Annotated in this window: 20 protein-coding genes and 1 tRNA gene; 9 read left to right on the top strand and 12 right to left on the bottom strand. The window is 67.8% G+C overall.

The window, feature by feature from the left end; genetic code table 11:
- Position 1: 1 nt before the first annotated feature.
- The 3 genes from ACTVAJ_RS06275 to ACTVAJ_RS06285 all read left to right on the top strand — a co-directional run bounded on the left by ACTVAJ_RS06275 (position 2) and on the right by ACTVAJ_RS06285 (position 2,428).
- Positions 2 to 1,168 (top strand): sensor histidine kinase, encoded by a 1,167-nt coding sequence (locus tag ACTVAJ_RS06275; RefSeq protein WP_470387105.1) that lies wholly within the window; start codon positions 2 to 4, stop codon positions 1,166 to 1,168.
- Complete coding sequence (locus ACTVAJ_RS06280) at positions 1,161 to 1,802, top strand: response regulator (RefSeq protein ID WP_470387106.1); 642 nt, start codon at positions 1,161 to 1,163, stop codon at positions 1,800 to 1,802. Before ACTVAJ_RS06275 ends, ACTVAJ_RS06280 begins: the two co-directional genes overlap by 8 nt.
- 167 nt (positions 1,803 to 1,969) lie before the next feature.
- On the top strand, positions 1,970 to 2,428 hold the full coding sequence (locus ACTVAJ_RS06285) for a DUF3224 domain-containing protein (protein WP_470387107.1): 459 nt from the start codon (positions 1,970 to 1,972) through the stop codon (positions 2,426 to 2,428).
- Positions 2,429 to 2,438: 10 nt separating this feature from the next.
- On the opposite strand, the gene ACTVAJ_RS06290 is transcribed toward ACTVAJ_RS06285, so the two are convergent.
- A complete protein-coding gene (locus ACTVAJ_RS06290) occupies positions 2,439 to 3,320 on the bottom strand; it encodes an IS5 family transposase (protein ID WP_470387132.1) in 882 nt (293 codons plus the stop codon).
- Between the two features lie 67 nt (positions 3,321 to 3,387).
- Here ACTVAJ_RS06290 and ACTVAJ_RS06295 point away from each other — a divergent pair, with 67 nt between their 5' ends.
- The gene (locus ACTVAJ_RS06295; protein ID WP_470387108.1) at positions 3,388 to 4,281 is read left to right on the top strand and encodes an aminoglycoside phosphotransferase family protein; all 894 of its coding nucleotides are present in this window, start codon (positions 3,388 to 3,390) and stop codon (positions 4,279 to 4,281) included.
- Positions 4,282 to 4,472: 191 nt separating this feature from the next.
- Positions 4,473 to 5,644, top strand: a protein-coding gene (locus ACTVAJ_RS06300) for an IS3 family transposase (RefSeq protein WP_470387109.1) whose coding sequence is annotated in 2 segments (ribosomal slippage) — positions 4,473 to 4,737 and positions 4,737 to 5,644 — 1,173 coding nt in all. Because the reading frame shifts where the segments join, the coding sequence is not laid out codon by codon here.
- On the opposite strand, the gene ACTVAJ_RS06305 is transcribed toward ACTVAJ_RS06300, so the two are convergent.
- Both ACTVAJ_RS06305 and ACTVAJ_RS06310 read right to left on the bottom strand, forming a co-directional pair.
- Positions 5,605 to 8,217, bottom strand: a complete 2,613-nt coding sequence (locus tag ACTVAJ_RS06305) for a LamG-like jellyroll fold domain-containing protein (protein ID WP_470387110.1) — start codon at positions 8,215 to 8,217, stop codon at positions 5,605 to 5,607. The genes ACTVAJ_RS06300 and ACTVAJ_RS06305 overlap by 40 nt on opposite strands.
- A 369-nt stretch (positions 8,218 to 8,586) precedes the next feature.
- Positions 8,587 to 8,775, bottom strand: coding sequence for a hypothetical protein (locus tag ACTVAJ_RS06310; RefSeq protein ID WP_470387111.1), 189 nt, complete (start codon positions 8,773 to 8,775; stop codon positions 8,587 to 8,589).
- 322 nt (positions 8,776 to 9,097) lie between these two features.
- On the opposite strand from ACTVAJ_RS06310, the gene ACTVAJ_RS06315 reads away from it, so the two are divergent.
- The 3 genes from ACTVAJ_RS06315 to ACTVAJ_RS06325 all read left to right on the top strand — a co-directional run bounded on the left by ACTVAJ_RS06315 (position 9,098) and on the right by ACTVAJ_RS06325 (position 11,783).
- Positions 9,098 to 10,867, top strand: coding sequence for a stealth family protein (locus tag ACTVAJ_RS06315; protein ID WP_470387112.1), 1,770 nt, complete (start codon positions 9,098 to 9,100; stop codon positions 10,865 to 10,867).
- Between the two features lie 325 nt (positions 10,868 to 11,192).
- Entirely contained in the window at positions 11,193 to 11,483 is a 291-nt protein-coding gene (locus ACTVAJ_RS06320; RefSeq protein ID WP_470387113.1) for a hypothetical protein, read from the top strand.
- Positions 11,484 to 11,712: 229 nt separating this feature from the next.
- Positions 11,713 to 11,783 (top strand) — tRNA-Ser (locus tag ACTVAJ_RS06325).
- Between the two features lie 579 nt (positions 11,784 to 12,362).
- Here the strand turns inward: ACTVAJ_RS06325 and ACTVAJ_RS06330 are convergent.
- From ACTVAJ_RS06330 to ACTVAJ_RS06340, 3 genes are all read right to left on the bottom strand, one after another.
- Entirely contained in the window at positions 12,363 to 12,722 is a 360-nt protein-coding gene (locus ACTVAJ_RS06330; RefSeq protein WP_470387114.1) for a hypothetical protein, read from the bottom strand.
- Positions 12,723 to 12,736: 14 nt separating this feature from the next.
- Positions 12,737 to 13,291, bottom strand: a complete 555-nt coding sequence (locus ACTVAJ_RS06335) for a hypothetical protein (RefSeq protein WP_470387115.1) — start codon at positions 13,289 to 13,291, stop codon at positions 12,737 to 12,739.
- A gap of 2,216 nt (positions 13,292 to 15,507) precedes the next feature.
- On the bottom strand, positions 15,508 to 16,404 hold the full coding sequence (locus tag ACTVAJ_RS06340; protein ID WP_470387116.1) for an FkbM family methyltransferase: 897 nt from the start codon (positions 16,402 to 16,404) through the stop codon (positions 15,508 to 15,510).
- Between the two features lie 24 nt (positions 16,405 to 16,428).
- On the opposite strand from ACTVAJ_RS06340, the gene ACTVAJ_RS06345 reads away from it, so the two are divergent.
- Entirely contained in the window at positions 16,429 to 16,950 is a 522-nt protein-coding gene (locus tag ACTVAJ_RS06345) for a P-loop nucleotide/nucleoside kinase family protein (RefSeq protein WP_470387117.1), read from the top strand.
- Here the strand turns inward: ACTVAJ_RS06345 and ACTVAJ_RS06350 are convergent.
- The 6 genes from ACTVAJ_RS06350 to ACTVAJ_RS06375 all read right to left on the bottom strand — a co-directional run bounded on the left by ACTVAJ_RS06350 (position 16,904) and on the right by ACTVAJ_RS06375 (position 21,788).
- Positions 16,904 to 17,803: a glycosyltransferase family 2 protein gene (locus ACTVAJ_RS06350; RefSeq protein WP_470387118.1), complete on the bottom strand. Its 900-nt coding sequence runs from the start codon at positions 17,801 to 17,803 to the stop codon at positions 16,904 to 16,906. The genes ACTVAJ_RS06345 and ACTVAJ_RS06350 overlap by 47 nt on opposite strands.
- Positions 17,800 to 18,978 (bottom strand): glycosyltransferase, encoded by a 1,179-nt coding sequence (locus ACTVAJ_RS06355; protein WP_470387119.1) that lies wholly within the window; start codon positions 18,976 to 18,978, stop codon positions 17,800 to 17,802. Before ACTVAJ_RS06355 ends, ACTVAJ_RS06350 begins: the two co-directional genes overlap by 4 nt.
- A gap of 8 nt (positions 18,979 to 18,986) precedes the next feature.
- On the bottom strand, positions 18,987 to 19,685 hold the full coding sequence (locus ACTVAJ_RS06360; RefSeq protein WP_470387120.1) for a hypothetical protein: 699 nt from the start codon (positions 19,683 to 19,685) through the stop codon (positions 18,987 to 18,989).
- Entirely contained in the window at positions 19,682 to 20,839 is a 1,158-nt protein-coding gene (locus ACTVAJ_RS06365; RefSeq protein ID WP_470387121.1) for a glycosyltransferase, read from the bottom strand. The genes ACTVAJ_RS06360 and ACTVAJ_RS06365 overlap by 4 nt, the downstream gene beginning before the upstream one ends.
- 29 nt (positions 20,840 to 20,868) lie before the next feature.
- Positions 20,869 to 21,081: a BldC family transcriptional regulator gene (locus ACTVAJ_RS06370; RefSeq protein ID WP_470387122.1), complete on the bottom strand. Its 213-nt coding sequence runs from the start codon at positions 21,079 to 21,081 to the stop codon at positions 20,869 to 20,871.
- A gap of 251 nt (positions 21,082 to 21,332) precedes the next feature.
- The gene (locus ACTVAJ_RS06375) at positions 21,333 to 21,788 is read right to left on the bottom strand and encodes an ATP-binding protein (RefSeq protein WP_470387123.1); all 456 of its coding nucleotides are present in this window, start codon (positions 21,786 to 21,788) and stop codon (positions 21,333 to 21,335) included.
- Between the last annotated feature and the right edge of the window lie 192 nt (positions 21,789 to 21,980).

Consider the following 21,980-nt stretch of genomic DNA (forward strand, 5'->3'; position numbering starts at 1 on the left):
GATGACCGCGCAGCTCGACCGCTGGGAGCGTGCCCTGGAGCACCAGATGGCGGCCGCCCCCTACGTCCTGCTGGTGGCCTCGACGGTGCTCTCCCTGTTCACCGACGGCCTGTCGTGGGTCGTCGTCGGACTGGTCGGGTTGGCTGCGGTCTGGCTCCTGCTGATGCCGCGCGGCCCCGTCTACGTGGCCGGGCTGGTGGCGCTGATCGCCACGCTGGGCGCCCAGAACCTGTGGTTTGCGAGCTTCTTCGGCTTCGTCGGGTTCCTGCACTCGTGGCGGCACCTCACAGGGATGTGGCGCGTGGCCGGAGTGGCCGCCACGGCGGTGGCCTGTGTCACCTCCTACAACGGAGGGCTGCCCGACCCCACTCCGACCGGGATCCTCACCTACCTCTTCTTCACCGCCGCCATCATCGCCGCGGTCGTGCTGTTCAGCTTCCTCGGCGACGTCACGGCCGAGCGGGGCACCGAGCGCCACCGCATGGTGACGCGGTTGGAGTCGGCCCTGCGGGAGAACGAGGGCCTACAGGCCCAACTCCTGGTCCAGGCCCGGGAGGCGGGCGTGCACGATGAGCGACAGCGCATGGCCGCTGAGATCCATGACACCCTCGCCCAGAGCCTGACCGGCATCGTTACCCAACTCCAGGCGGCGCGGCGAGGCGAGGGCTGGGAGCGCCACGTGGACATCGCGATCCGGTTGGCGCGGGAGAGCCTGGCCGAGGCGCGGCGTTCCGTCCACGCGTTGGGACCGGGGCAGTTGGAGTCGACACCGCTGCCCGAGGCGCTGGAGGACCTGGTCCGCCAGTGGGGCGAGGTCCGGGCGGTGCGCGCGGACTTGACGGCCACCGGCACGGTCCGGCCGCTGCACCAGGAGGTGGAGCAGACACTGCTCCGCGTCGCCCAGGAGGCCCTGGCGAACGCTGCCAGGCACGCCGACGCGTCCCGCGTCGGAGTGACACTGTCGTACATGGAGGATGTGGTGACGCTGGACGTACGCGACGACGGCGCCGGGTTCGACCCGGAGCGGGCCCAGGAGAGCGGCGGCTTCGGACTGACTGCGATGCGCAGGCGGGTGAGCCGTATGGCGGGCGAACTGGAGATCGAGTCCGAACCCGGTGGCGGCACCGCCGTCTCGGCCAGCCTCCCGGCGGTGGCGGCCCGTGTCTGAGCGTCCCGTCCGGATCCTGGTCGTCGACGACCACCCCATCGTCCGCGACGGCATCAGCGGCATGTTCGACGGCGACGCGGAGTTCGACGTGTGCGGTGAGGCGGGTGACGGCGTCCAGGCGGTCGAGCGCGCGCGGGCACTGGAACCCGACGTGATCCTCATGGACCTGCGCATGCCCCGCATGGGCGGTGTCGACGCCATCAGGGAGCTCGCCCGACGGGGAACCGCGGCGCGTGTGCTCGTCCTGACCACCTACGACACCGACCGCGACGTCCTTCCCGCCATCGAGGCCGGGGCCACCGGCTACCTGCTCAAGGACACCGGCCGCGACGAGCTCGTCGGCGCGGTCCGTGCGGCCGCCCGCGGGGAGTCCGTGCTCTCGCCGTCGGTCGCCACCCGCCTTCTCGGCCGGGTCCGTGAGCCCGTGGAGGCGCTGAGCGACCGGGAGCTGGAGGTCCTGCGCCTGATCGCCGAGGGCACGACGAACCGCGAGGCCGCCGCGCGCCTGTTCATCAGCGAGGCGACGGTGAAAAGCCACCTACTGCACATCTACGACAAGCTCGGGGTCAAGGACCGCGCCGCCGCCGTCACCGCCGCCTTCCGCCGCGGCCTGCTCAAGGTCGAGGACTTCTGATCCGCGGGTTCAGGGTTCGATCCCCTGGGGTCGGCGGGTGACGGGAGGCGATCCCCGTACACGCCGCAGCCTCTCCCGGCCCCGGTACAAGACGCGTAGGACAGGCCCGGAAATAGGGATGCCCTGCCGAGCGGTGAACGGTCAGACTAGGGCCTGTCCGGCGGATCATGGAAGAGATCTCGGTGAGAGATGTCAGTGGTGGGGCCTACGATCCAGGGATGCGAGCTTCAGGAACGTTCAAAGTTGCCGAGTTCACCCCAACTCCGTTGCCGAGTCCTGCGATCGAGACGGCGCTGCCCGTTGGCGTCTCCACTATGGAGAAGCAGTACGAAGGCGAGATCGCCGGTCGTTCTGCGACCTTGTTCACCGCCGCATTCGACCAGGTCAGCGGGGCAGGGACGTATGTCGCCATGGAGTCGTTCGAGGGAACGCTTCATGGGCAGGCAGGAACCTTTAATTTTGCACACTCTGCGACCACCCTGGGTGAAGGGAGAGAGGACGAGTTCTTCGTCATCGTCCGTGGCAGTGGAACGGCTGCGCTGGCCGGGATTACAGGAACCGGCGGCATGGCAGTCGACGCGGACGGCACCCACCGGATCTGGTTCGACTACGAGCTCCGCTCGTAAGGGCGATGCGTCATGAACGGAGCCAGAGCCGGACAGAGGCGACGATGACCGTGCCGTGGAAGATGTAGGCGCGTTTGTCGAAGCGTGTGGCCACGGCCCGGGAGTTCTTCAACGCGTTGATCGTCCGCTCGACTTCGTTCCTTCTCTTGTAGATCGTCTTGTCGAAGCCGGTGGGCCGGCCGCCCTTGCTGCCCCGTGCCTGGCGGTTGGCCCACTGGTTCTTCGGCTCAGGAATGGTGTGTTTGATCTGGCGTCGGCGCAGGTAGCGGCGGTTGCGGCGCGAGGAGTACGCCTTGTCACCGCCGAGATGGTCGGGCCGGGTCCGAGGGCGGCCGCCGCCGAGTCGGGCGACGCGGATGCGTTCCATGACAGGGATGAACTGAGGGACATCTGCCCACTGGCCCGGGGTAATCAGCAGAGCCAGTGGGCGTCGCCCTCCTTCTCCGGCGAGGTGGATCTTGCTGGTGAAGCCGCCCCGGGAGCGTCCGAGTCCCTCGTCGGGTCGGTGCCACCGGGGGATGCGCCTTTTCCCGGCCCCCTGGGGTGTCTTCCGGCGGGCCCCGCCCGCGTGCTGGTGGGCCCTTACGGTGGTGGAGTCCACCGACACCATCGACCAGTCGATGCGGCCCTCCGCGTCGGCGTCGGTTAGGACCGCAGCGAAGAGCCTGTCCCACGTGCCGTCCGCCGACCAGCGCCGATGCCGCTCGTGCACGGTCTTCCACGGACCGAAACGCGCAGGCAGGTCGCGCCACGGCACCCCGGTCCGGTTCCGGTGCAGGATCCCGTTGATGATCCTGCGATGGCTCGCCCAACGCCCGCCCCGCTTGCCGGGCTTCGGCAGATGCGGCTTCAGCCGGGCCCATTCCTCGTTCGTAAGATCTCCCCGCCCCATGAACATGCCAACGATCCGGGGGTGAAAAGTTCACATGATCCGCCGGACAGGCCCTAGACCGATGGATATGCACCCCGAACAGATCGCTGTGCCCCTGGAAACAGCTGCCCGTCTCATCGCCGCCGAGTTTCCCGAGTGGGTCGGGCTACCACTTGTTCCTGTCACCCCTGGAGGTACGGAGAACACCGTGTTCCGCCTGGGCGAGCGGTTCTCGGTTCGCTTCCCGCTGCGGTGGGAGGAGCCCGAGGCGGTTGGCCACCGGTTGAAGGCCGAGGCCACAGCCGCACACGAACTGTTCGGGCGCACCCGGTTCGCCACCCCCGAGCCCGTGGCAATCGCAAGCCCACAACGGGGATATCCGCTGCCTTGGGCGGTGCAGACCTGGCTGCCGGGGACACCGGCCGACCGGCTCGACCCCGGCGAGAACGTCGGCTTCGCCCTGGACCTGGCCGAGTTCGTACGCGGAGTCCGGGCCATGGACACCCGCGGCCGGGTGTTCCAAGGAACGGGCCGCGGCGGCCGGATCGGCGACCACGACGCCTGGGTGCACACCTGCCTGGAGCACAGCGAGAAGCTGCTGGACGTACCGCGCCTGCGCGAACTCTGGGAAAGAATGCGGGAGCTGCCCAGAGGCGAGGATCCCGATCTCATGAGCCACGGTGACCTGATGCCCGGCAACCTCCTGGTGCGAGACGGGCGCCTGGCCGGAGTTCTCGATGTCGGCGGGCTGGGCCCGGCGGACCCGGCACTGGACTTGGTCTGTGCCTGGCACCTGCTGGAGGAGAGACCCAGACACGCATTCAGGAAGGCGCTGGGCAGCGATGCCCCAGAGTGGGAGCGTGGCCGAGCCTGGGCTTTCGAGCAAGCGTTGGGCCTGGTCTGGTACTACGAGCGCAGTAATCCGGCCATGAGCCGCATCGGACGGCGGACTCTGCGGCGGATCACCAAAGCGACGGAATGATCCGGGGAACCCAAAGTGACTGCGCCTACCGGGAGGCTCGTGCCTTCGATAGAGCGGCCTATTCGCAGGTTCGCGTCGGTGGTCAGAGTGATAACGAGTCCAGCGAAGGCAAGGAAGCGCTCAAGGGCGTTCCCCCCGAGTAGTGGACATATCGGACACTGGATGAGAGTCCAGGAGAGGAGTATGTCCTGGTGGGGACTTACAAGTACCCGGAGGAGTTCCGGCGCAACGCGGTCGAGCTGGTGCGCTCCAGCCATCGGCCGATCTCGCACATCGCCGCCGAGTTGGGCGTGAACCACGAGACGCTGCGCAGCTGGGTGCGGGCCACGGAGAAGGCCGAAACACCCGGAGCCGCCGCGGAGGCGGCCAAGGACGCCGAGATCGCCCGACTGCGCAAGGAGAACGCCGAGCTCAAGACCGAGAGGGAGATCCTGCGCCGGGCGGCCGCCTATTTCGCGCAGGAGATGAGACCGTGAGCCGCTTCGGTTTCGTCGAGGACCACGCGGGCGCCTTCGGCGTCAAGCGGCTGTGCGCGGTGCTGGGCTTGTCCCGGTCGGGCTTCTACGCCTGGCGCAAGGCCCGATCCGCACGGATGGAGCGGGCGGCACAGGACGCGGAGCTCACCGCGAAGATCCGCAAGGTGCACGAGGCTGATCCGGCCTGCGGCGAACCGAGGATCACCGCCGAACTGCGCGAACAGGGACACCGGGTCAACCACAAGAGAGTGGCCCGCCTGATGCGGGCGGCGGGAATCGTCGGCCTGCACCTGAGGAAGAAGGTGCGCACCACTGTCCCCGCACCCAACGATCGGCCGGTCCCGGATCTGCTGGAGCGCGACTTCACCGCGAGTACGCCCAACACCCGCTACGTCGGCGACATCACCTACCTTCCCGTGGACGGCGGCCGGTTCCTGTACCTGGCCACGGTGATCGACCTGTACTCGCGCCGGGTGGTGGGCTGGTCGATCGCCGATCACATGCGTACCGAGCTGGTCACGGACGCCTTGGAAGCAGCCGGGGCCGAGCGCGGGAGCCTGGCCGGGGCGGTGTTCCACTCCGATCACGGCGCCCAGTACAGTTCAGCGGCCTTCGCCGCGGTGTGCGACCGATGGGGTGTGGTGCGTTCCAGGGGCGGGGTGGGATCCAGCGCGGACAACGCGGCGGCGGAGTCGTTCAACGCCACGCTCAAGCGGGAGACGTTGCAGGGGCGGGGGTTGAAGCGGTGGCCCACGGCCAGGACGGCCAGGTTGGCGGTGTTCTCCTGGATCGGCCGCTACAACACCCGACGGCGGCATTCGGCGAACGGGCAGCTCAGCCCGCTCGTCTACGAGCAGCGGACCGCTAACCTGAGGCTCGCTGCCTGATCAGAGTGTGTCCACACATCGGGGGGAAGCCCCCCGGGCCAGAAGTCGTAGTAAGTGCCCTGGTACAACGCTCCACCGATGACGAAGGGACCCTGTGCGTTCCAGGCCGTCTCCTGCACATGTGTGCCCTGCTTGACACCGTCGACGTACAAGGCCAGTTGACCTGTCTCGGGATCGAATGTGCCCATCAGGTGGGTCCACACACCGATCTGGGCGGGCTCAATGGACATCACACGTTCGGAGATCCAGGTACTGTCGTCGTCATAGGGAGCCTGTTTGAAGATCCAGCGCCCTCCGTCGTAGTGCTGGTATCCCAGATAGAAACCGCTGTGGCGATCTCCAGCCTGAGAGACAGCGGTGTATGCACGACTGGGGTTACTCTCGTCCAACCTCACCCAGGCCGAGATGGAAAACGCTCCACTGGTGTCAATGACCGGTTCCTGCGTGCTCATGCGTTCACCACTGAGGGTGTCCAGAGCAGCGCCTTCCAGTCGGTAAGAGCCGCCGGAGTTCTCCCCGACGCGGCCCCGTGTCCAGCCGATGGAACCGGTCGCCGTCGCCGTTCTCCCCTGGTCCATGGCGTCGGTCGCGGTCGTACCCTGTCCCTCGTTCAGGGGGAAGTAGGACACCGGTTGGGCGGGTGGGGCCACAGTGAACGTGTACACCAGTCCGCACTCGGAGGAGTTGCCATGGGCGTCGGTGATCCGGGCGTGGATCAGGTTCGGACCGGATCGTGGCGGCGTGATGGGAACGGTGACCTCCGCGCCCGGGGTGTCCAGGTCGACGGTGGTGGAGCAGGAGGCGTCGTTGACGCTGTAGTGGTAGGCGGCGGCGTCCTCGACCCCGTTGTTGGCGAAGGTGAAGTCACCGGTGCGGCCCACACTGCCGTGTTCGTCGTCGCCTGCGGGGTAGTCGGTGGAGGTCACCACGGGACCGGTGTCGGGTTTGGAGGTGTCGACCGACAGGTAGCACCACTGCGACCACGGCCCCCAGTTGACCGAGTCCTTTCCTCGGGCGCGGTAGGCGATCAGTTCCTGCTCGGGCAGGTCGGCGGCGGTCACTGACCGGTAGGACCCGTCAGGCCACTTGGCCACCGTGGCGAGTGAGGAGTCCGATGATCCCAGCGTGGTCTCGGCGCCGTCGATCTTCCACTCGAAGCGGGCCTTGACCTGCTGGCCGACCCAGTAGGAATCGCGGTCACGGATCTGGGCGCGCAGCGTGATCGAGGTGTTGTTGATCAGTCTGGGGTTGGCGGGGTCGGTGGAGCACACTCCGCCCAGGGAGTCGGAGACGGTGGAGGTGATGGGCTGTTCGGGCGGGTGGTTGTAGTCGACGACCAGGACCGGGGGATCAGTGTCGATGTTGAACCGGCGCCAGGCAGTGGTGCCGGCTTCGTCGCGTTCTTTCAGCCGCAGGTAGATGTGCGACTTGTTGTTGTCCAGGCCCCACTGGTAGGCGTCGGTGGCGTCGAACTCCACCCCGCTGCTGGCGGGGCAGGTGGCCCAGCCGCCGGTGACGTTCTGGGTGTCCAGGTGGTCGCGGGCGGTCGGCTGGTTGTTCCACGTGGTGCCCGAGTCGAACGCGTCCACGCGGTGGAGCTGGACGTGGGCGTCGCTGTTGCAGTCGTAGGACCAGTCAACCTCGGTGCGCAGGGTCGCCGAGTTGATGATGGTGTTCTCGTGCTCGGTGCGGCCCATGGTGGTGAACTGGAAGAACGCCCGGCGGGTGTACACCTGGGCTCCTTCGAAACGACCGACGCCAGCCGATTCCTCATTCGGGTTGAAGTACTCCTGGTCCGGGAAGGCCTTGTCCACGGCGGCCCAGTTCGGGCGGGACGCGCTGACCGAGGGGTCGATGTAGACGGGGTACTCGGTGGCCTCGTCGGTGAGCATCGCCTGGTCCGGGACCAGTCGGATGGCGTTGACGTCGACGGTGGTCTCCACGGGCTCCATGAGGGAGCCCGACAGCGGGGCGACGGCGGGGTCCTCGGCCGGTGCGGCCTCGTCGGCGCCGGTGGAGTCCCACATGGAGGGGGCCTGGATGGCGAAGACGCTGCGGCCGCCCTCGTCGCCGGTGGCCTCCAGGTTGCCGTGGTCGTCGGCGGTGACCGTGACGCCGTTGGTACCCAGGGCCAGTTCGAGTTCGGCCAGCTCGGGGGCGGCGGCCTCGGGGGTGTGGACCACCAGGACCTGGGTGAACCCCTCCACGGCGGCGGTCAGTACCAGGTCCACGTCGGGCAGTACGTCGGCGTAGGTGGCCTGGTTTCCCTCCAGGGCGGGAGTGGGCAGGTCGCCGATCCAGTCGAGTTCGACGCTGTTGGAACCGATGCCGATGCGGGCCATGGGGGTATCGCCGCCGCCGGAGAAGGCGATGTCCATCCCCGCGGCGCGTGGACGCGCCATGCCGTCCTCAGCTGTGACCAGCGTGGTGTCGACGTCCACCCAGCCCTCATCGGAGCGAACGCGGACCGGGACCGCGTGGGTCTCCATGGTCAGCGTGCCGTCCGGGTTGGCGAAGTGCTGGGTCTTCTCGTCGGTGAGCCCCTCGATCTCCACCCGCTCCCCGGTCTGCACGGCAAGAGCCAGAGCGTCCTGCTCCGCAGTGGCGGTGGAATCACTTGCCGTTCCCCCACCTGCGGATTCGTCCTCATCAGCGTGAGCCGGTATGGACGTGAGCAATGTGAGGACCAGGGCGGTGGCGGTCGTGACCGCCGTCGCTCGGGTCAAGGGGCGACGCATGGGGGATGCCTCTCCGGGGTCTGGGTCAGCGTCGACGCAGGGCTCACGCCCAACGTCTGAATCTCGGCCGAAGCTAGCGCACAGAGGGAAACGGACACCAGGGGACAGCAAGCGCACAAGCCTCAGAGGTTTAAAAGAAACCGCGTCCCACCTGGACTCTTGTCACATATGAGACGGGGTGGCCAAATCCGGCCACAGGAACCTTCAGAAGGTTTCAGCTCCGACCGTTCCGCCACAAGATGCTTCGAGCATCAGCATCGTGACTTTTCGCAGTCGCTTCATGACCTTTTGTACATGAGGGGTCGGGCTCGCCAGCTCGCCCGCCCCGACTGCACGCATACAGACCGATCCGATCACCCACCATGGCCAGTCCAGCTCCAGCAGGATCCACATCCGTTTCCGATGGCGAGCAGCCCCACACCCGGCTCGGAAGCCGACGCCTCACCGACAGCAGACGGCCATGCTGCTGAAAACCACGCGAGGCGCACCCCGACCCCGCACCACACCCAACCGCGTTTTCGCTACCGCCCAGACGCCCCGGCAGAGCCCAAAGGGCGTGGATACCGGATGAGTCTCGATCCCATATAGGCGTGAACGCCAGAAGAGACCCGTTCGTCCTTTACTTGAACACCTGACGCCTCTGCCCCTTGGCGTGGCTCAACATCCGCCCCACAGCCATCCCCGCCTCCCCACCTCGACCGAAGGATCCCGCCCCATGGCCCTGGCAGCACGTGTGAAGCGAGCCGGCGAACGCTTTCTCCCTCCCGCCACCAAGGCACGCCTGGAGGAGGAACGTCGCCAGGCAGCCGAACAAGCCGCCGAAGAACGCCGCCAGGCAGCAGAGCAGAAGCGGCTGGCCAAGATCGCCCAGCGACGCCGGAACCTCCTCGACGGCGACCCGACTGTACGGACCTTCACCTCCGAGGACACGGAGCTCCTGGGCCGGGTCGTGGACGACTTCACCTGCGCCGACGCCTCCGCGCACAACCTGCGCCTGGTCACCACCGCACTGGAGGAGGCCGGCATCGACCACTTCCTCGTCCGCGGCCGCTCCCCGCTCAGGCACGTGGTCGGTGTCCACCGCGCAGAACGCAAACGCGTCCTGGAGGCCATGCGCGAGCTGTACGGCTCCAGCGCCCTGCACGCGGTCAAACCCGGCCCCCAGGGCAGCGCGGCGGCCGTCTCCGCCTACGTCGACGGAGCCCTGGACGAGCAGATCAAGTCCGCCCTGACCATCCGCTTCGCCGAACCGCTCCTCTCCCCCGCAGGACGCCTCCTGGGCGGGTTCGAGTACGGGTGCGACGTGGAGTTCTGGCGCGACGGCTCCGACCTGCTGGAGCGTGACAACGTCGAGGAGATCCTGGGCAAACTGCGCACCCAGACACCCCACGACGTAATGGCGGACTCCCTGGTGGCACCGCGCCGCAACAGGGTCGCCGACGTCCTACCCCGCGCCGAGCGAAAGCCCGCCACGCTGACCGTGGCCGGACGCCGGCACCCCACCTTCGAACCCTTCACCTGGACGCTGGTGGACGAGGTCGACTTCCCCGTGGACGTGGTCTACACCTGGGTCGACGGCGAGGACCCCGAACACGCCGCCAAGCGCGCCCGCCACCGGGGAGACGACGCGGCGGCCACCCTGGCGGGCAACGCCTCGCGGTTCACCGACCGCGACGAACTGCGTTACTCGCTGCGCTCGCTGCGGATGTACGCCCCATTCGTGCGCCACGTCTACCTGGTCACCGACAACCAGGTCCCTGCGTGGTTGGACACCGACACACCGGGGCTGACTGTGGTGGACCACCGCGACATCTTCGCCGACCACGATGCACTGCCCACCTTCAACTCCCATGCCATCGGCACCCGGCTGCACCACATCGAGGGGTTGTCGGAGCGCTACCTGTACTTCAACGACGACGTGTTCCTGGCCCGCCCCGTCCGGGCGGAGAACTTCTTCCACGCCAACGGCATCGCCCAACTGCCCTTCTCCCCGTTCCAGTTCGGGGTGGGCCGGCCGGTCGAGGGGGAGGTCGCGCCGAACTCGGCGGGCAAGAACGTGCGCGCCCTGTTCACCGAAGAGTTCGGACGCCAGATCACCCACAAGTTCAAGCACACCCCGCACCCGCAGATCCGACAGGTGATGCTGGACCTGGAGGACAAGTACGGCCAGGAGGTGGAGCCCACCACCCGGTCACGGTTCCGGTCGCTGTCGGACGTGGGGTTCGCCGCGACGATGCACCACCACTACGCGCTCATGACCGGCCGGGCCGTACCGGGCGAGTTCCGAATGCGCTACGTCGACATCGGCGCCCCCGACGCCCAGGAGCGGCTGGACCGGCTGGAAGCCTCCGCGGAGGTGGACTTCTTCTGCCTCAACGACCTCGACACACCCCCCGAAGCCCAGGAGTCCGTGAACCGCATGGTGGGCGAGTTCCTCCAGGCCCGCTTCCCCTTCCCCTCCCCCTACGAGAGGACGACAGGGTAGACATGCGAGCGCGGACGGCGACCAACGAGGCCGCCCGCACGACGGGTGTGCCGGAAGGCGGTTCCGGGACACCAGAGCCTCCATCGCTACCAGCACAAAGAACTCACGGATTCAGGGGAATGACACGCTCTCGCCAACCCGAACCTTCATCACGGTCATGGCGGGACTACATTCCCCATCGCGTCCCGCTTCCCAGGAACCGTGCGTGCGCTCCTTGGAGGGGCCGACCGTAACCGCATCCTGCAGTGCGTACCTGTACGGCACACTGCCTGAGAACGTTCGCCTGCTGTCCGAGTGGGCACCGCGGCTACACGACGACCCCCCGGTGGCCGTCTACATCGAGCCCACCGATGACAGGTTCGCGATCGGGGTGAATGTCGATGATGTGGACACCGGGATCACCGTCCTCGCCGAGCTACGCCAAGTGCGGCAACAAGCCCGCCAGGTCTTGGGACCGGGCAGCCTGCCACTGACCCAGGCCGTCATCGAACACCGAGACTCTCAACAGCACTGGAACGCCATGGACCGCTGGCGCCAGGACAAGCGCCTGGCCGGTTTGCGAGCGGACGGGTTCAACGGCATAACCGAAGCCAGCCGCCGTGCTCAGGAATCGTGAGGTGAATTGGACAGATCCTCCGTGTACTTGACTGGGCCAAGAATCTGTCACCAAGGTTGGCCCCCAAACAACCAGCGAGAACCTCGCGAGGTGTCATCGGATGCAGCCAACCGCCGGTTCGTGCTCCGTTCGTGCTCTTCAGTTCCGTACTGACACGACACCCGGCGGCACCACACGTTCTCAGACGACACCACGGATCGGATGGGGTGACACGAAACAGCACGAAAAGGCACGTGACGGCACCAGATCACCGGACTTCTAATCCGGGGGTCGCAGGTTCGAATCCTGCCGGGTGCGCCACAAAATCCCAGGTCAGACGGGGCGCACGAGTCGAACAGACGAGGTGTCGGACCTCGTCTGGGGGCAGATTTTGCTCCTCGTGTGCTCCCCAGTGCAAGGTCCCGTACAGGTGGACACCCACCTCGCGGAGCATTGTGACATCCCGTGACCCTGGTGCCGGTGCCCCGGGACGGCCCCCGCGTCCGCCCGCCAGCGCCCCACAGTCGCCCCAACACCCCGCGCGAGGCATCCCCGGGCCCCTGGCGCGCCCTGCCGCGCTGCAGGCCGTATACGGCCGATCCCGCCGGGATCGCTCACCAACCAGGGTTGTCGCATCACCACCAGATGCCATGAGCAAGGCGCGTTGGCCTGGGGGCACGACGACCAGGAGCTCCCGGCTCGGCGGGAGCCGGGCTGTGGCTCAGCGTAGGCCACGCCTCACGAAGTGGTGGGGAAGCCACTGCCTGGGCGATAGGCATCACCACCACCCCGTGGCCGGTAGCCATCGCGATCGCGATCGCACAGGCGACCCCGATCACCACCCCTCACAGACGAAACCCACCGACCACGCAAGGTCACATAAGACGGACCAGTCTCACGCTAAGCGCTGCGATCGGCCCGCGGTGGAGCATCCGGCCGTGCGTACACCCCGGCCGAGCCGATCACCAAATGCTGATAGCCCTCCGGAGCGGTCTCAACGGCTTCCTCGATATGAACGAGGAACAGTTGAAGCGCACCGATCTCACGGGCGGTGTTCGGAAACAGTTCGCTGACGTCCTCCATGGACCGCAGATGCTCCCGCAGCGTCGGCGGGTCCACATGCAATACATACGGCGGATCCAGATCACGGCCCAGCCACCGGCGAAGAAGGACGCTCGCCCGGTCGGGAGCCTCCTCGGCCAAGCTGTCATCCAAGTTGAGCCGGTGCACGAGTTCGGAGAACAGCAGTGCGTCGTCCATGGACCCTCCAGTGCCTACCCGCGCCGGGGATAGGCAGTGATGATGTTGCGTGACTCGTTGGCGACGGAGACCACAGGTCGATAGGTCCTGACAACGTTCCCGTCACCGTCTCGGATCTGTACTGGCGCCGTGAACGCATAGGTGTCGTTCCCCGCCCTGTAGGAGACATTTTCAGGTGCGATAAGAATCTGCTCGATCGCGAAGTCAGCGAAGGACCGCCAGTTATCCCCTATCTGGACGGCGATGTTGTTCCAGTCATCCATGTGCCTGTCCTTGATGTGGCGATATCCCCAGCCTCGCGATCCGCACTTGAGGTAGGCGCTTTTTCCGGACGGACCGCCGTTTTTCGTGAAAGTACGGACAAGCTTGTGACTGTCGTCCCGCACCCCGCAAGCCGCCCATGTCCGAGAACGCTCCTGTGACGGCCGGTACTCGACTCCGTTGATCTCTGCGTAGTAGTCCTCGACCGTGACCGCTGGTGGAACATGTGCGGCATGGGCCTGCGACATTGGACCAAGGAGGACGAGTGCCATCAGGACAGCAAGCACACCGGGGATCTTCTTGAGCATTTCGGACGAACTCCTAGAATTCCGCATCCGATTGACGGAAGCGCACCGAGTTCATTCCACAATGCGACGGCGAGAAAACCAGATTCGCGAGGTACGCATCCTTGTGTATATGCCAACATCTCTCCCTCATGGAACGTCTCCCCAAGACACGGGGCCATGACCAGATCCCCAAAAGGGGATCCCCCCATAGGTTTCGGAAAAACATGGCAGAACCGGCTGCAGAGCTCAGCCCAGGGAACCGTTGATCCGATGGGGAACACGTACCGGACACGAGGCCCCAGACCAGCCGGGGTGAACCTCCCGCGGCCAGGGGTCGGTGGCGCCTTCTCGCTCCTGGTGTGCCCCCGGCCCGAAACACCCCTACCACCAACCGTCCGATTCGGGCGATATGCCCTCATCCCTGGCCAGGGTCGCAAGCGGCCCTGGTCGGCCCTGTCCGCCCCGCACACCCCGGACGGGAGCACGGGCCCATCAGCGGCCGTAGGGCCGACGTGGGCCCACACAGCCCCGGCGTCGGGGGTGACCGTGGCCCCCGGGATCACCACCCCCACCGGCCACTACCACGGCGCGACAACGGAAACGAACAGGGCGTCCTCTCCCCCTGGTCCCCTCCACCACCTCACCGTGCTTGCCCTCCACGGTCCTGACGACGAGACTCAGGCGACGCACTCGACAGCCGGTCGCCGATCTCGCAGGGCCGCGCCGCGAGTCGCGGGCCGCTGCGCCTCGTACGCCCCCGCGAGCCGCGCGGAAACCCGTCGCAGCGCTCGCCACCGGGCACCCGTCCGCCGCCCGCCCTCCGCGTGATCTCCGCGTCATCTCCGCCGACTCACCGCGCGCTACGGCGTGGGCTCTTCCACTCGGATCAATGGATGGAAGAAAGAGCAGATCAAGAAACAAGACGGGAAGAGGAACCCGGAGGGAAGCACCCTTCGAGGGATGCGGGGGGCGGGCGGCGCCCCCGCTCGCCGGGGGCGCCGCCCGCCCCCTACGTGAAGATAAGTACCCACTGGGTATAAGTCTGGACACGCGTTGGCCCACTTGAACAACCCCTGACCTGCGAAGATGGTGCTGGATGGGTGGGCTACAGGGGCGGTCCAGGCGTCGGCCCACACAGCGGCCCACCTACTGGCCCTGGTTCAAACCGTGTTCACTCGGGGTTCAGCGCACTCCACCCGCTGCACAATGGACGACCGAAAACCACTCCAGGGGGCGCTCTTTCCCCCTTTTCTATATCGCACGGCTGACCTGTGATGACTTGATGTGAACGAAGAACAACCTCGGTGTGGTGCCGACCATCCTCATGGTCGACACCACACCGGAGTGCGTGCTCTTACCGGTCAGCTCGTGACAGCCTGCCATCGGCGCACGAGGCGGGCCAGCTCAGCGAACTCACCCTCCCCGCCACCCTCAGGAACCGGAGAAGGCGCGGGCACGGGCGAGGGCTCGCGAACGGTGTCCAGGAGGCCGACGTGACCAGCGCCTCCAGCCGCTTCCGCGTGGCCGCAGAGGAAGCGCTCCTCTGCCCGGGCGAGGTAGGGGCGCCCCCCGCGCACCCCGTCGTCATCCACACACCACCCACGCCGCCCCGTATACGGGTCCCGCTGACGCGGCACCACAGCCGCTTCCCCTTGCACCACGGCCCCCGCGTGAGTGCGCGAAGCCGCCCCCAGCTTCTCGTCCACCTGCTGCCCCAAGACGGCTTGCCGCTCTGCCCGGGCACGCCTCTCCGGAAGCGGCTGACGGGCCTCGGGCTCTGACGTTGGTGGGGCGCTGCGGCTCGTCGGGCCGCAGAACACGGTGGCCAGCACCGCGCCGATCATCCAGCGCACGTGCTCGCCCCATCCCCGGCGGCGCTTGCGGTGGCGCCCGATAGACTTCTCCACGGTTTCCTCCTGCTGTATCCAGGTGGGAATCACGCCCCGGGTCGGTGTTCGCGCACCGGCCTGGGGCACCTCTTCTTCTCTTCTTCGCCAGCCCCGAGACGAGGCTGGCCCCTGCCCTTGCGGGGTCGGGGGTGAGTGTCAATGGCCCCGAAGTCGTACGCCCTCGGAACTGCGCTTCCCACCCACAAACAGGCAGCAACAGCCTTAAAACCCCAGAAATGGGTTCCTGTCCTGGTCAGGGCTGGTCGATGGTCGCTTGGTCAGGCGAGAATCTTCAACCCCTTCCGCCCGGAACAGTCACCGGCCCCGGGCACGAGGTTGGGTTGGGGGTCACAGGTATGCGGCGTCAGCCCGGGAGAACACCAGGTCACTCATCTCGGTGACTTCCCGCTCCCACCGTCGCGGCGGTTCGGGGGCACTGATGGCCGTGAGGTAGGTCCTCGGGTCGTAGGCGTTGGCGATCCGGTAGGTGTGAAAGCCCGCCGCCCGTAGTGGCCCGATCACGTCTTCGACTTCCAGCCCCTGTTTGGCCAGAGTGCGCGGGGTGACCTCGATGATCAGTTCGACGTCGGGCCGCAGCAGGCCGAGCAGGGGTGCCAGACTCTGGACCGCTGCGGCTTCGGCTCCTTCGACGTCGATCTTGATCAGCCGCGCGTTGCGGATCTCGGCGGGTGTGAGGATGTCCGGGAGCGGTGCGGCGTCGACGTGGAAGGCGTCGTGCACGTGCCGAGGCCGGATCGTGGAGGTACCGCCGAGGTTGCCCGGGTCGGCCAGGAACATCTCCACCCGGCCGGGTTCAGCCGCGACGGCCTGGTCGATGGCGCGGACGTTGCGCGCCTCGTTGAGCAGGAGCGTCGCCTGGAGGTGCTGGTGGAAGGGTGGGACGGGTTCGATCGCCGCGACGTGTCCGGTCGGGCCGACGAGGTGGGAGGCGAGCATCGTGTAGTAGCCGATGTTCGCGCCCACGTCCACGAAGGTGTTCCCCGCGTTGAGGCAGTGGGTGATCCATGCGATCAGGTGGGGTTCCCAGGTGCCGAACGTGTAGAGGTAGCGCTGGATGATGTCACTGGTGGTGACCGGGACATGGGCGCCGAACCGTGTCGAGGCAGTGGTGGTGACGGGGTTGCGTAGGAGTTCGTCGTCCAGCCAGCGGATGGCCCGTTTGGGGATGAATACGGGTGCGCGTTGGATCGCGGTTCGTAGAGTTGCTCGTGTGAAACGGTGCATCGACAGCTCCGGGAAGGAGAACGTGTGGGACGGGTTCCCGTGGTGTTTCTGCTGGTCGGCTTGACCGGGTCGGGCAAGACCACCTACGCGCGCACAGTGCTCGAGCCGTCCGGTGCGGTGCGGTTGTCGGTGGATGAGGAGGTCCACCGTCGACATGGCCGGTACGGGGTCGACTATCCGGAGTGGGAGTACTTCGAGCGTCAGGTCCCGGTCGTGGACTGGGTCCGTGACCGTCTGGTCGAGCTGCTCTCCCAGGGGCGCGATGTGGTGGTGGACCACGGTCTGTGGCGTCGTGCGGAGCGGGAGGAGTGGAAGAAGCTGGTCGAAGCCTCAGGGGGCCGGTGGCGGCTGCTGTACTTCCCCGTGGAGCGGGAGGAGCTGCTGCGGCGTCTGGGTGAGCGGAACCGCCGTGAGGACGCCAACGCGTTGACGGTGACGCCGGAGGCGTTGGCGGACTTCGTGGCCCGGTTTGATCCTCCCGAGAGTGAGGGTGAGGAGGTCATCGCCGCTGGCTCGTTCCCGGCGGGGCCGGCCGCCACTGGGTGAGGATCGGGTGGGCCTCGTCCTGCCAGGTGGGCGGGGTGTGGTCAAGGGTGACGGGTCGGAAGGCGAGTGCGGGGTCGGCGGTGTTGATCCGCCCTTGGTTCTCGCGCAGGTGGGTGAGGAAGCGGGCAGCTTCGTGGCGTACGGCTGGGCTGGTCTCGGCCCAGGCCCCGGAGCTGAAGCGGGCGATCCTACGCCTGAGGTCGGCCTCGACGCCGAAGCGCCATTTGAAGTGGTGCACCACGGCGACCTGACCGTGGGCAGGGTGGTGGCCGGGGGCGCGGTGGTTTCCCGTGCTGAGGGGGACGTCGGGGCGGGCCAGGACGACCTTGCGGGGATCACCTAGCAGGAGCCGGTGGGTGAGCCAGCCGCCCAGAGGGTAGGCGGCGTCCAAGTCCTCCCGAAGGCCCTCCCCCTTCTCCCCGGCAGTGTGCTCTCGTGAGGGCCAGGCGGTGAGTTCTCCGATGCGGGCGACGCGGTCCAGCAACAGTCCCCGCACGACGGTGTGGTCGGCCTGTTCCGCGGTGACGATCACCTCGGCCAGCGAGGCGACGAAGGCGTGGAACTCGTCGCTGTCAGCGATCAGATGCCACCCTTCCCCGGCACGGGCGCGCAGACGGTCGCGCAGGCGAGCGTTGGTGGTCTCGTGCCAGGGACCGTGTTCCACCAGGTCAGGGGTGATCCCGAGTTGGGCGAGGGTGTCGCGCAGGCGTTGCTCGGTTCCGGGTAGGGCGTGCTCAGGCAGGTGGAGCGCGAGGTGGAAGTCACCGACTCCGAGGGCGCGGTAGTGCTCGACCCAGGCCTGGAGCAGAGGTGTCTCGACGGGGCCGATCACGGCGATCAGGGGCGGGATCATGGCATCAACTCCTGAAACAGGGCCAGCGTCTGGCGCGGGGTACGCAGCCCGAGGTCCATCGCGGAGGTGGGAGGCGGCGGTGCTGGTGGGTGTAGGGAGGCCTGGTTGATGGCGTCGGCGAGCGCGTCCGGGTCGCGGGGAGGGACGACCGTGGCCCAAGTGCTGACGCGGCGGGTCAGGTCGGGGTCGTGGTCGGAGATCAGGAGCGGGACTCCGAGCCGGGCGGAGTCGGCGACCAGCCCGGACTCCTTGCCCACGCCGGAGTGGCGCAGGACGGTAGTGAAGCTGCTGGCCGCGTAGACCTGGCGGATGTCAGCGGGTGTGAGCGGCCCGGGCAGGATCCGCAGCGTGACGTGTGGGGATGCGGCGATCCGGCGGAGGAGGTTCGGGTCGGTGGGGTCGCCCGCGACGAGGACGTGCAGCGGCCGGGTGAGACGTTCCAACGCGGCAACCGTGGTGGCCATGTCCTTGTGGAGCCACCACCCACCCACCACACAGAGAACCGGTGCCTTGTCGGGGATACCGAGCGCACGGCGGGCTTGGGCGCGTTCGTCGTTGGTGATCCGTTCCTCGGGTGCGGCCATGGCGAAGGGGTGGACAGTGGTCCTCAGCTCGGGAAAGCGATCGCGGACCTCGTTCTCCACCGCGCGCGTGGGGCACACGGCCACGGCCTGTCGGGGCGGAGCGAGGCGTCCGAGCGTCCGTAGGGGGCGGTCTTCGGTGGTGTTCACCTCGTGGACCACCCGCAGGTGCGGGGTGCGTGACAGCAGGTAGGCCATTCCGTGGAGGGCCTCGCTGGCGGTCAGGATCACGACCACGTCGGGTTCGTGCCTCAGCACGTGGCGGGCGGTGCGCAGGGAGGCCGCTTCGATCAGGCACCGGGCGATGAGGGTGATCTGGTGCGGCAACCGGCGGTGAGGCAGCAGGCGTCGGGCGATCGCGGCGACCCGATGTGTCCCTTTCCCGAGCGCGAGGAGAAGCCTCCCCGCAGATTCGCCGGGCCGGGTGAGCACGAGTGCTCCGTGTTCCTGAAGCATGCTGTGGATGTGTGCGGGTATCCCGTTGAGGGTGACCACGACGGCCTGGTGGCCCTCGGCGGTGGCGGCCGTGGCGAGGTGGGCGAGGGCGTCCTGCCAGTGGCCCGCGTGCTCGGTGGCCGGTTCGACCAACACCATCGCCCGCCTCACAACTGCTCCCGAGCGGGGACGGCCTCGAACTGGGCGCGCAGCCACACGGGGTCGTTCAGCCGTTGCCAGATCGGGCTGTTGGCGGGTGTGGCGTGGGCGAACTCGGCACCGTCGGCGGTCCCGCGCCGCACCCACGAGGTGAACCGGCCTCCGACCGGTGTGGTCCAGGCGCGGAGCTGTTCGCGGGTGGTGTCGGAGTCGGCTCCGTACTCGCAGCCGCGGGTGAGCATCGCGACCTCGCGGAACGCGGCCTTCCAGGCGTGGTAGGGGCTCTGGTCGAAGTGGGTGGTGCCCGCGACCTGGGTGGAGAACTCGACTCTGCCGGGCAGGGCTGCCAGGACGTCGACGGTCTCGCCCAGGTGGCGGAGGGAGTCGCGGCGGATGAGCTTCATGCCGCCGTATCCGTAGGTGCGTCCGGTGGCGGGGTTGGTGGCCTTCCACACCCGCATCGCCACGCCTTCGGGCAGGGGCTCGGGGGCAGGGGTGAAGGCGGGGTGGATGTGGAAGTCGCCGTCGGCGAGCAGGAAGGTGTCGGTGTCCACGAGTTCGGCGGCCAGTTGGTAGGCGCGGCGCATGCCGACCACGCCGTGCAGGCGCTTGACCGGCCGCTCCAGGACGCGTTCCAGGTGGGCGTGCAGGTCGTTGGCGAGGGGCTCGTCGAAGGAGAGCATCACCGCGTCGGGCCGGGGGTTCACCTGATCGCCTCCAGGTAGTCGGCGGCCACCTGTTCGGGGGTCAGGTGGTGGGTGGAGTCGTGGGCATGGCGGCTGCGGGCCTGCCAGAAGACGGGGTCCTCCACGAGCCGGTCCACGATCTTGATCGCGCTGTCGAGGTCGGCCGGGTCGAAGAGCAGATCCTCGTGGACGGCTTCGGCCATCCACGCCATGCGGGGTGCGACGACGGGGACGCCCATGGCGTGCAGGTCGATGATCGACATCGACCACGTGCACCCGGGCCGGAACGGCGCGAACCCCACCGTGGTGTCGGCCAGCAGAGTGCGGTAGCGGTCGCGGTCGCCTCCGTCGGTGCAGACGGTGACGCCGCAGATGGTGTCGAGGCGGGCCAGGGCGTGTTCGGGGCTGGGGTCCAAGGCGATGCGTTCGGGGTCGCGGCGGCCGAAGAGGTCCATCACCCGCATCAGGAGCCCGTTGGCGGTGACCCGGCGGGCCAGATCGATGAAGTGGTCTGTGCCGTAGTGGCCGTAGAGCCGGTGGTTGTACAGGCCCAGGGCGTGTTCGGGTGCGGTGGCGTCCGTGCGGACGAGGCGGGGGTCGCGGGGTGGGGAGACGACGTGAACCCGGTCGTGGATGCCTGCCCGGTACTCGTCGGAGGCGGCCAGGGTCCAGTCGCGGGCGGTGCGGGAGTGGACGAGGATCCGGTCGCAGGCGGCCAGGCCGCTGGCGAAGGCGAGCTGGATGGGGAGTTCGAGGCCGCCGTCGCTGAAGGCGGGGTCCTTGACCAGGTGGCCGTGTTCGTCCAGGGAGAAGGGCAGGTAGTGGCAGTAGCCGACGACCTGGGCGGTGGCGCGTGCGTCGAGCATGGCGGCGCGTACCGCGGGGGCGGCTTCGATCTGGTTGACCACGATCGCGTCCGGGCACGTGGCGCGCAGGAGTTGGGCGAGGTAGCCGACGTCGTGGGTGACGCGCACCCGGTACTTGCTGGTAGCGGTGGGTGGGGGCACCATGTGGCGCACGCGGGGGTCGGTGACCGGGGTGGGGCAGACCAGGGTGATGTCGCATCCGGCGTCGGTCAGGGCGCGGGTGAGGATGTCGGCGTAGATCCGTCCGGAGTCAGCGCTGAGCCGGGAGGCGTTGGAGACGTTGAGCAGGTACAGCAGGGACCTGGACATGGGGACTGCTTTCTTCGTCGGCAACGGAGTCAGTGGGCGAGGAAGGTGCTCGCGGCCAGCAACGCGTCCACCTCGTGTTTGAGGAAGCGGCGGTGGCCACCGGGGGTTCGGAAGCTGCTGATCCGGCCTTCCTTGGCCCAGCGGGAGACGGTCCTGGAATCCACTCGAAAGGCTCGGGCGACCTCTCCCGGGGTGAGTGCGTGAACGGTGCCGGGGGCGGGAGGTTGCGGTTCGGCGGACATGGCGAACAGGGGTTCCTCTCCGAAGGTGTGCAGGGTCGGTGTGACCGCGCCCGAGATCTGTGCAGGGCTGGATGGCCGACGCGAGCGATCCGGTATTCGCGGTGGTGGATGTTCCGGCGCAGGTCATCGGGGGTGGGCGCGTTCCCGGTGGGCAGAGAGTCGTCCACATGCGCTGGCGCTCGCGTTGGGGGACATGAGCGGCTTCGTCGCGCTCTTGGTCGTGGTGGACGTTCCAGGACACGGCGTGGCCCTCATCGCGCGAGCGGCAGGTGACGGTCGAAGATCCCCCAGACGGTGAGGGGGCCTCCGGCGCAGCCGTCCCACTCCCAGTACAGAGCAAGCTTCTCCAGACGCCGCAGCCCGAACCCGTGCCCTGTGGGTACTCCCTCGGCGGAGGGCTCCCCAGCGGGGATCGGGAAGGTGAGTGGTGCGTCCGGACGGGGGCCGTCGTCGGTCACCGCCAGTTTGAAGGCGAAGGGCTGCTTCTCCAGCCTGATCCGCACGGTCCCGCCCGGCAGGCCGGACGCGGTGTGTTCCACGGCGTTGCTGTGGAGGATCGTCATGGCCTCCAGCAGCCGCTGCGCCTGGCTCCCGGACGGGCTGCACCGTGGGAGCAACCACCGGGCGGCTGTGCGGATGTGGTGCGGTTCGTGTCCGAACTCGGCGATCCACGTGTTGGGGTCAGCGCAGCTGATCCTGCGAGGCAACGTTGAGTTCTTGATCGCGGCACTCACTCGTCCCACCCACTCCTCTCCGGCAGCTCGAAGCGCTCGGCCGACAGCGCATCGGTGTTGCGCCCTTTCGCAGGAGGATGCGGGCAGGGAAGTACTCGGCGTAAGGCTGACCGGATAAGCCGTGAATCTTCCAGGAGGCTCTGGAATCTTCTGGAATCCCTCCAC

The organism is Nocardiopsis sp. KDC1DS13DA1 (assembly GCF_055632325.1).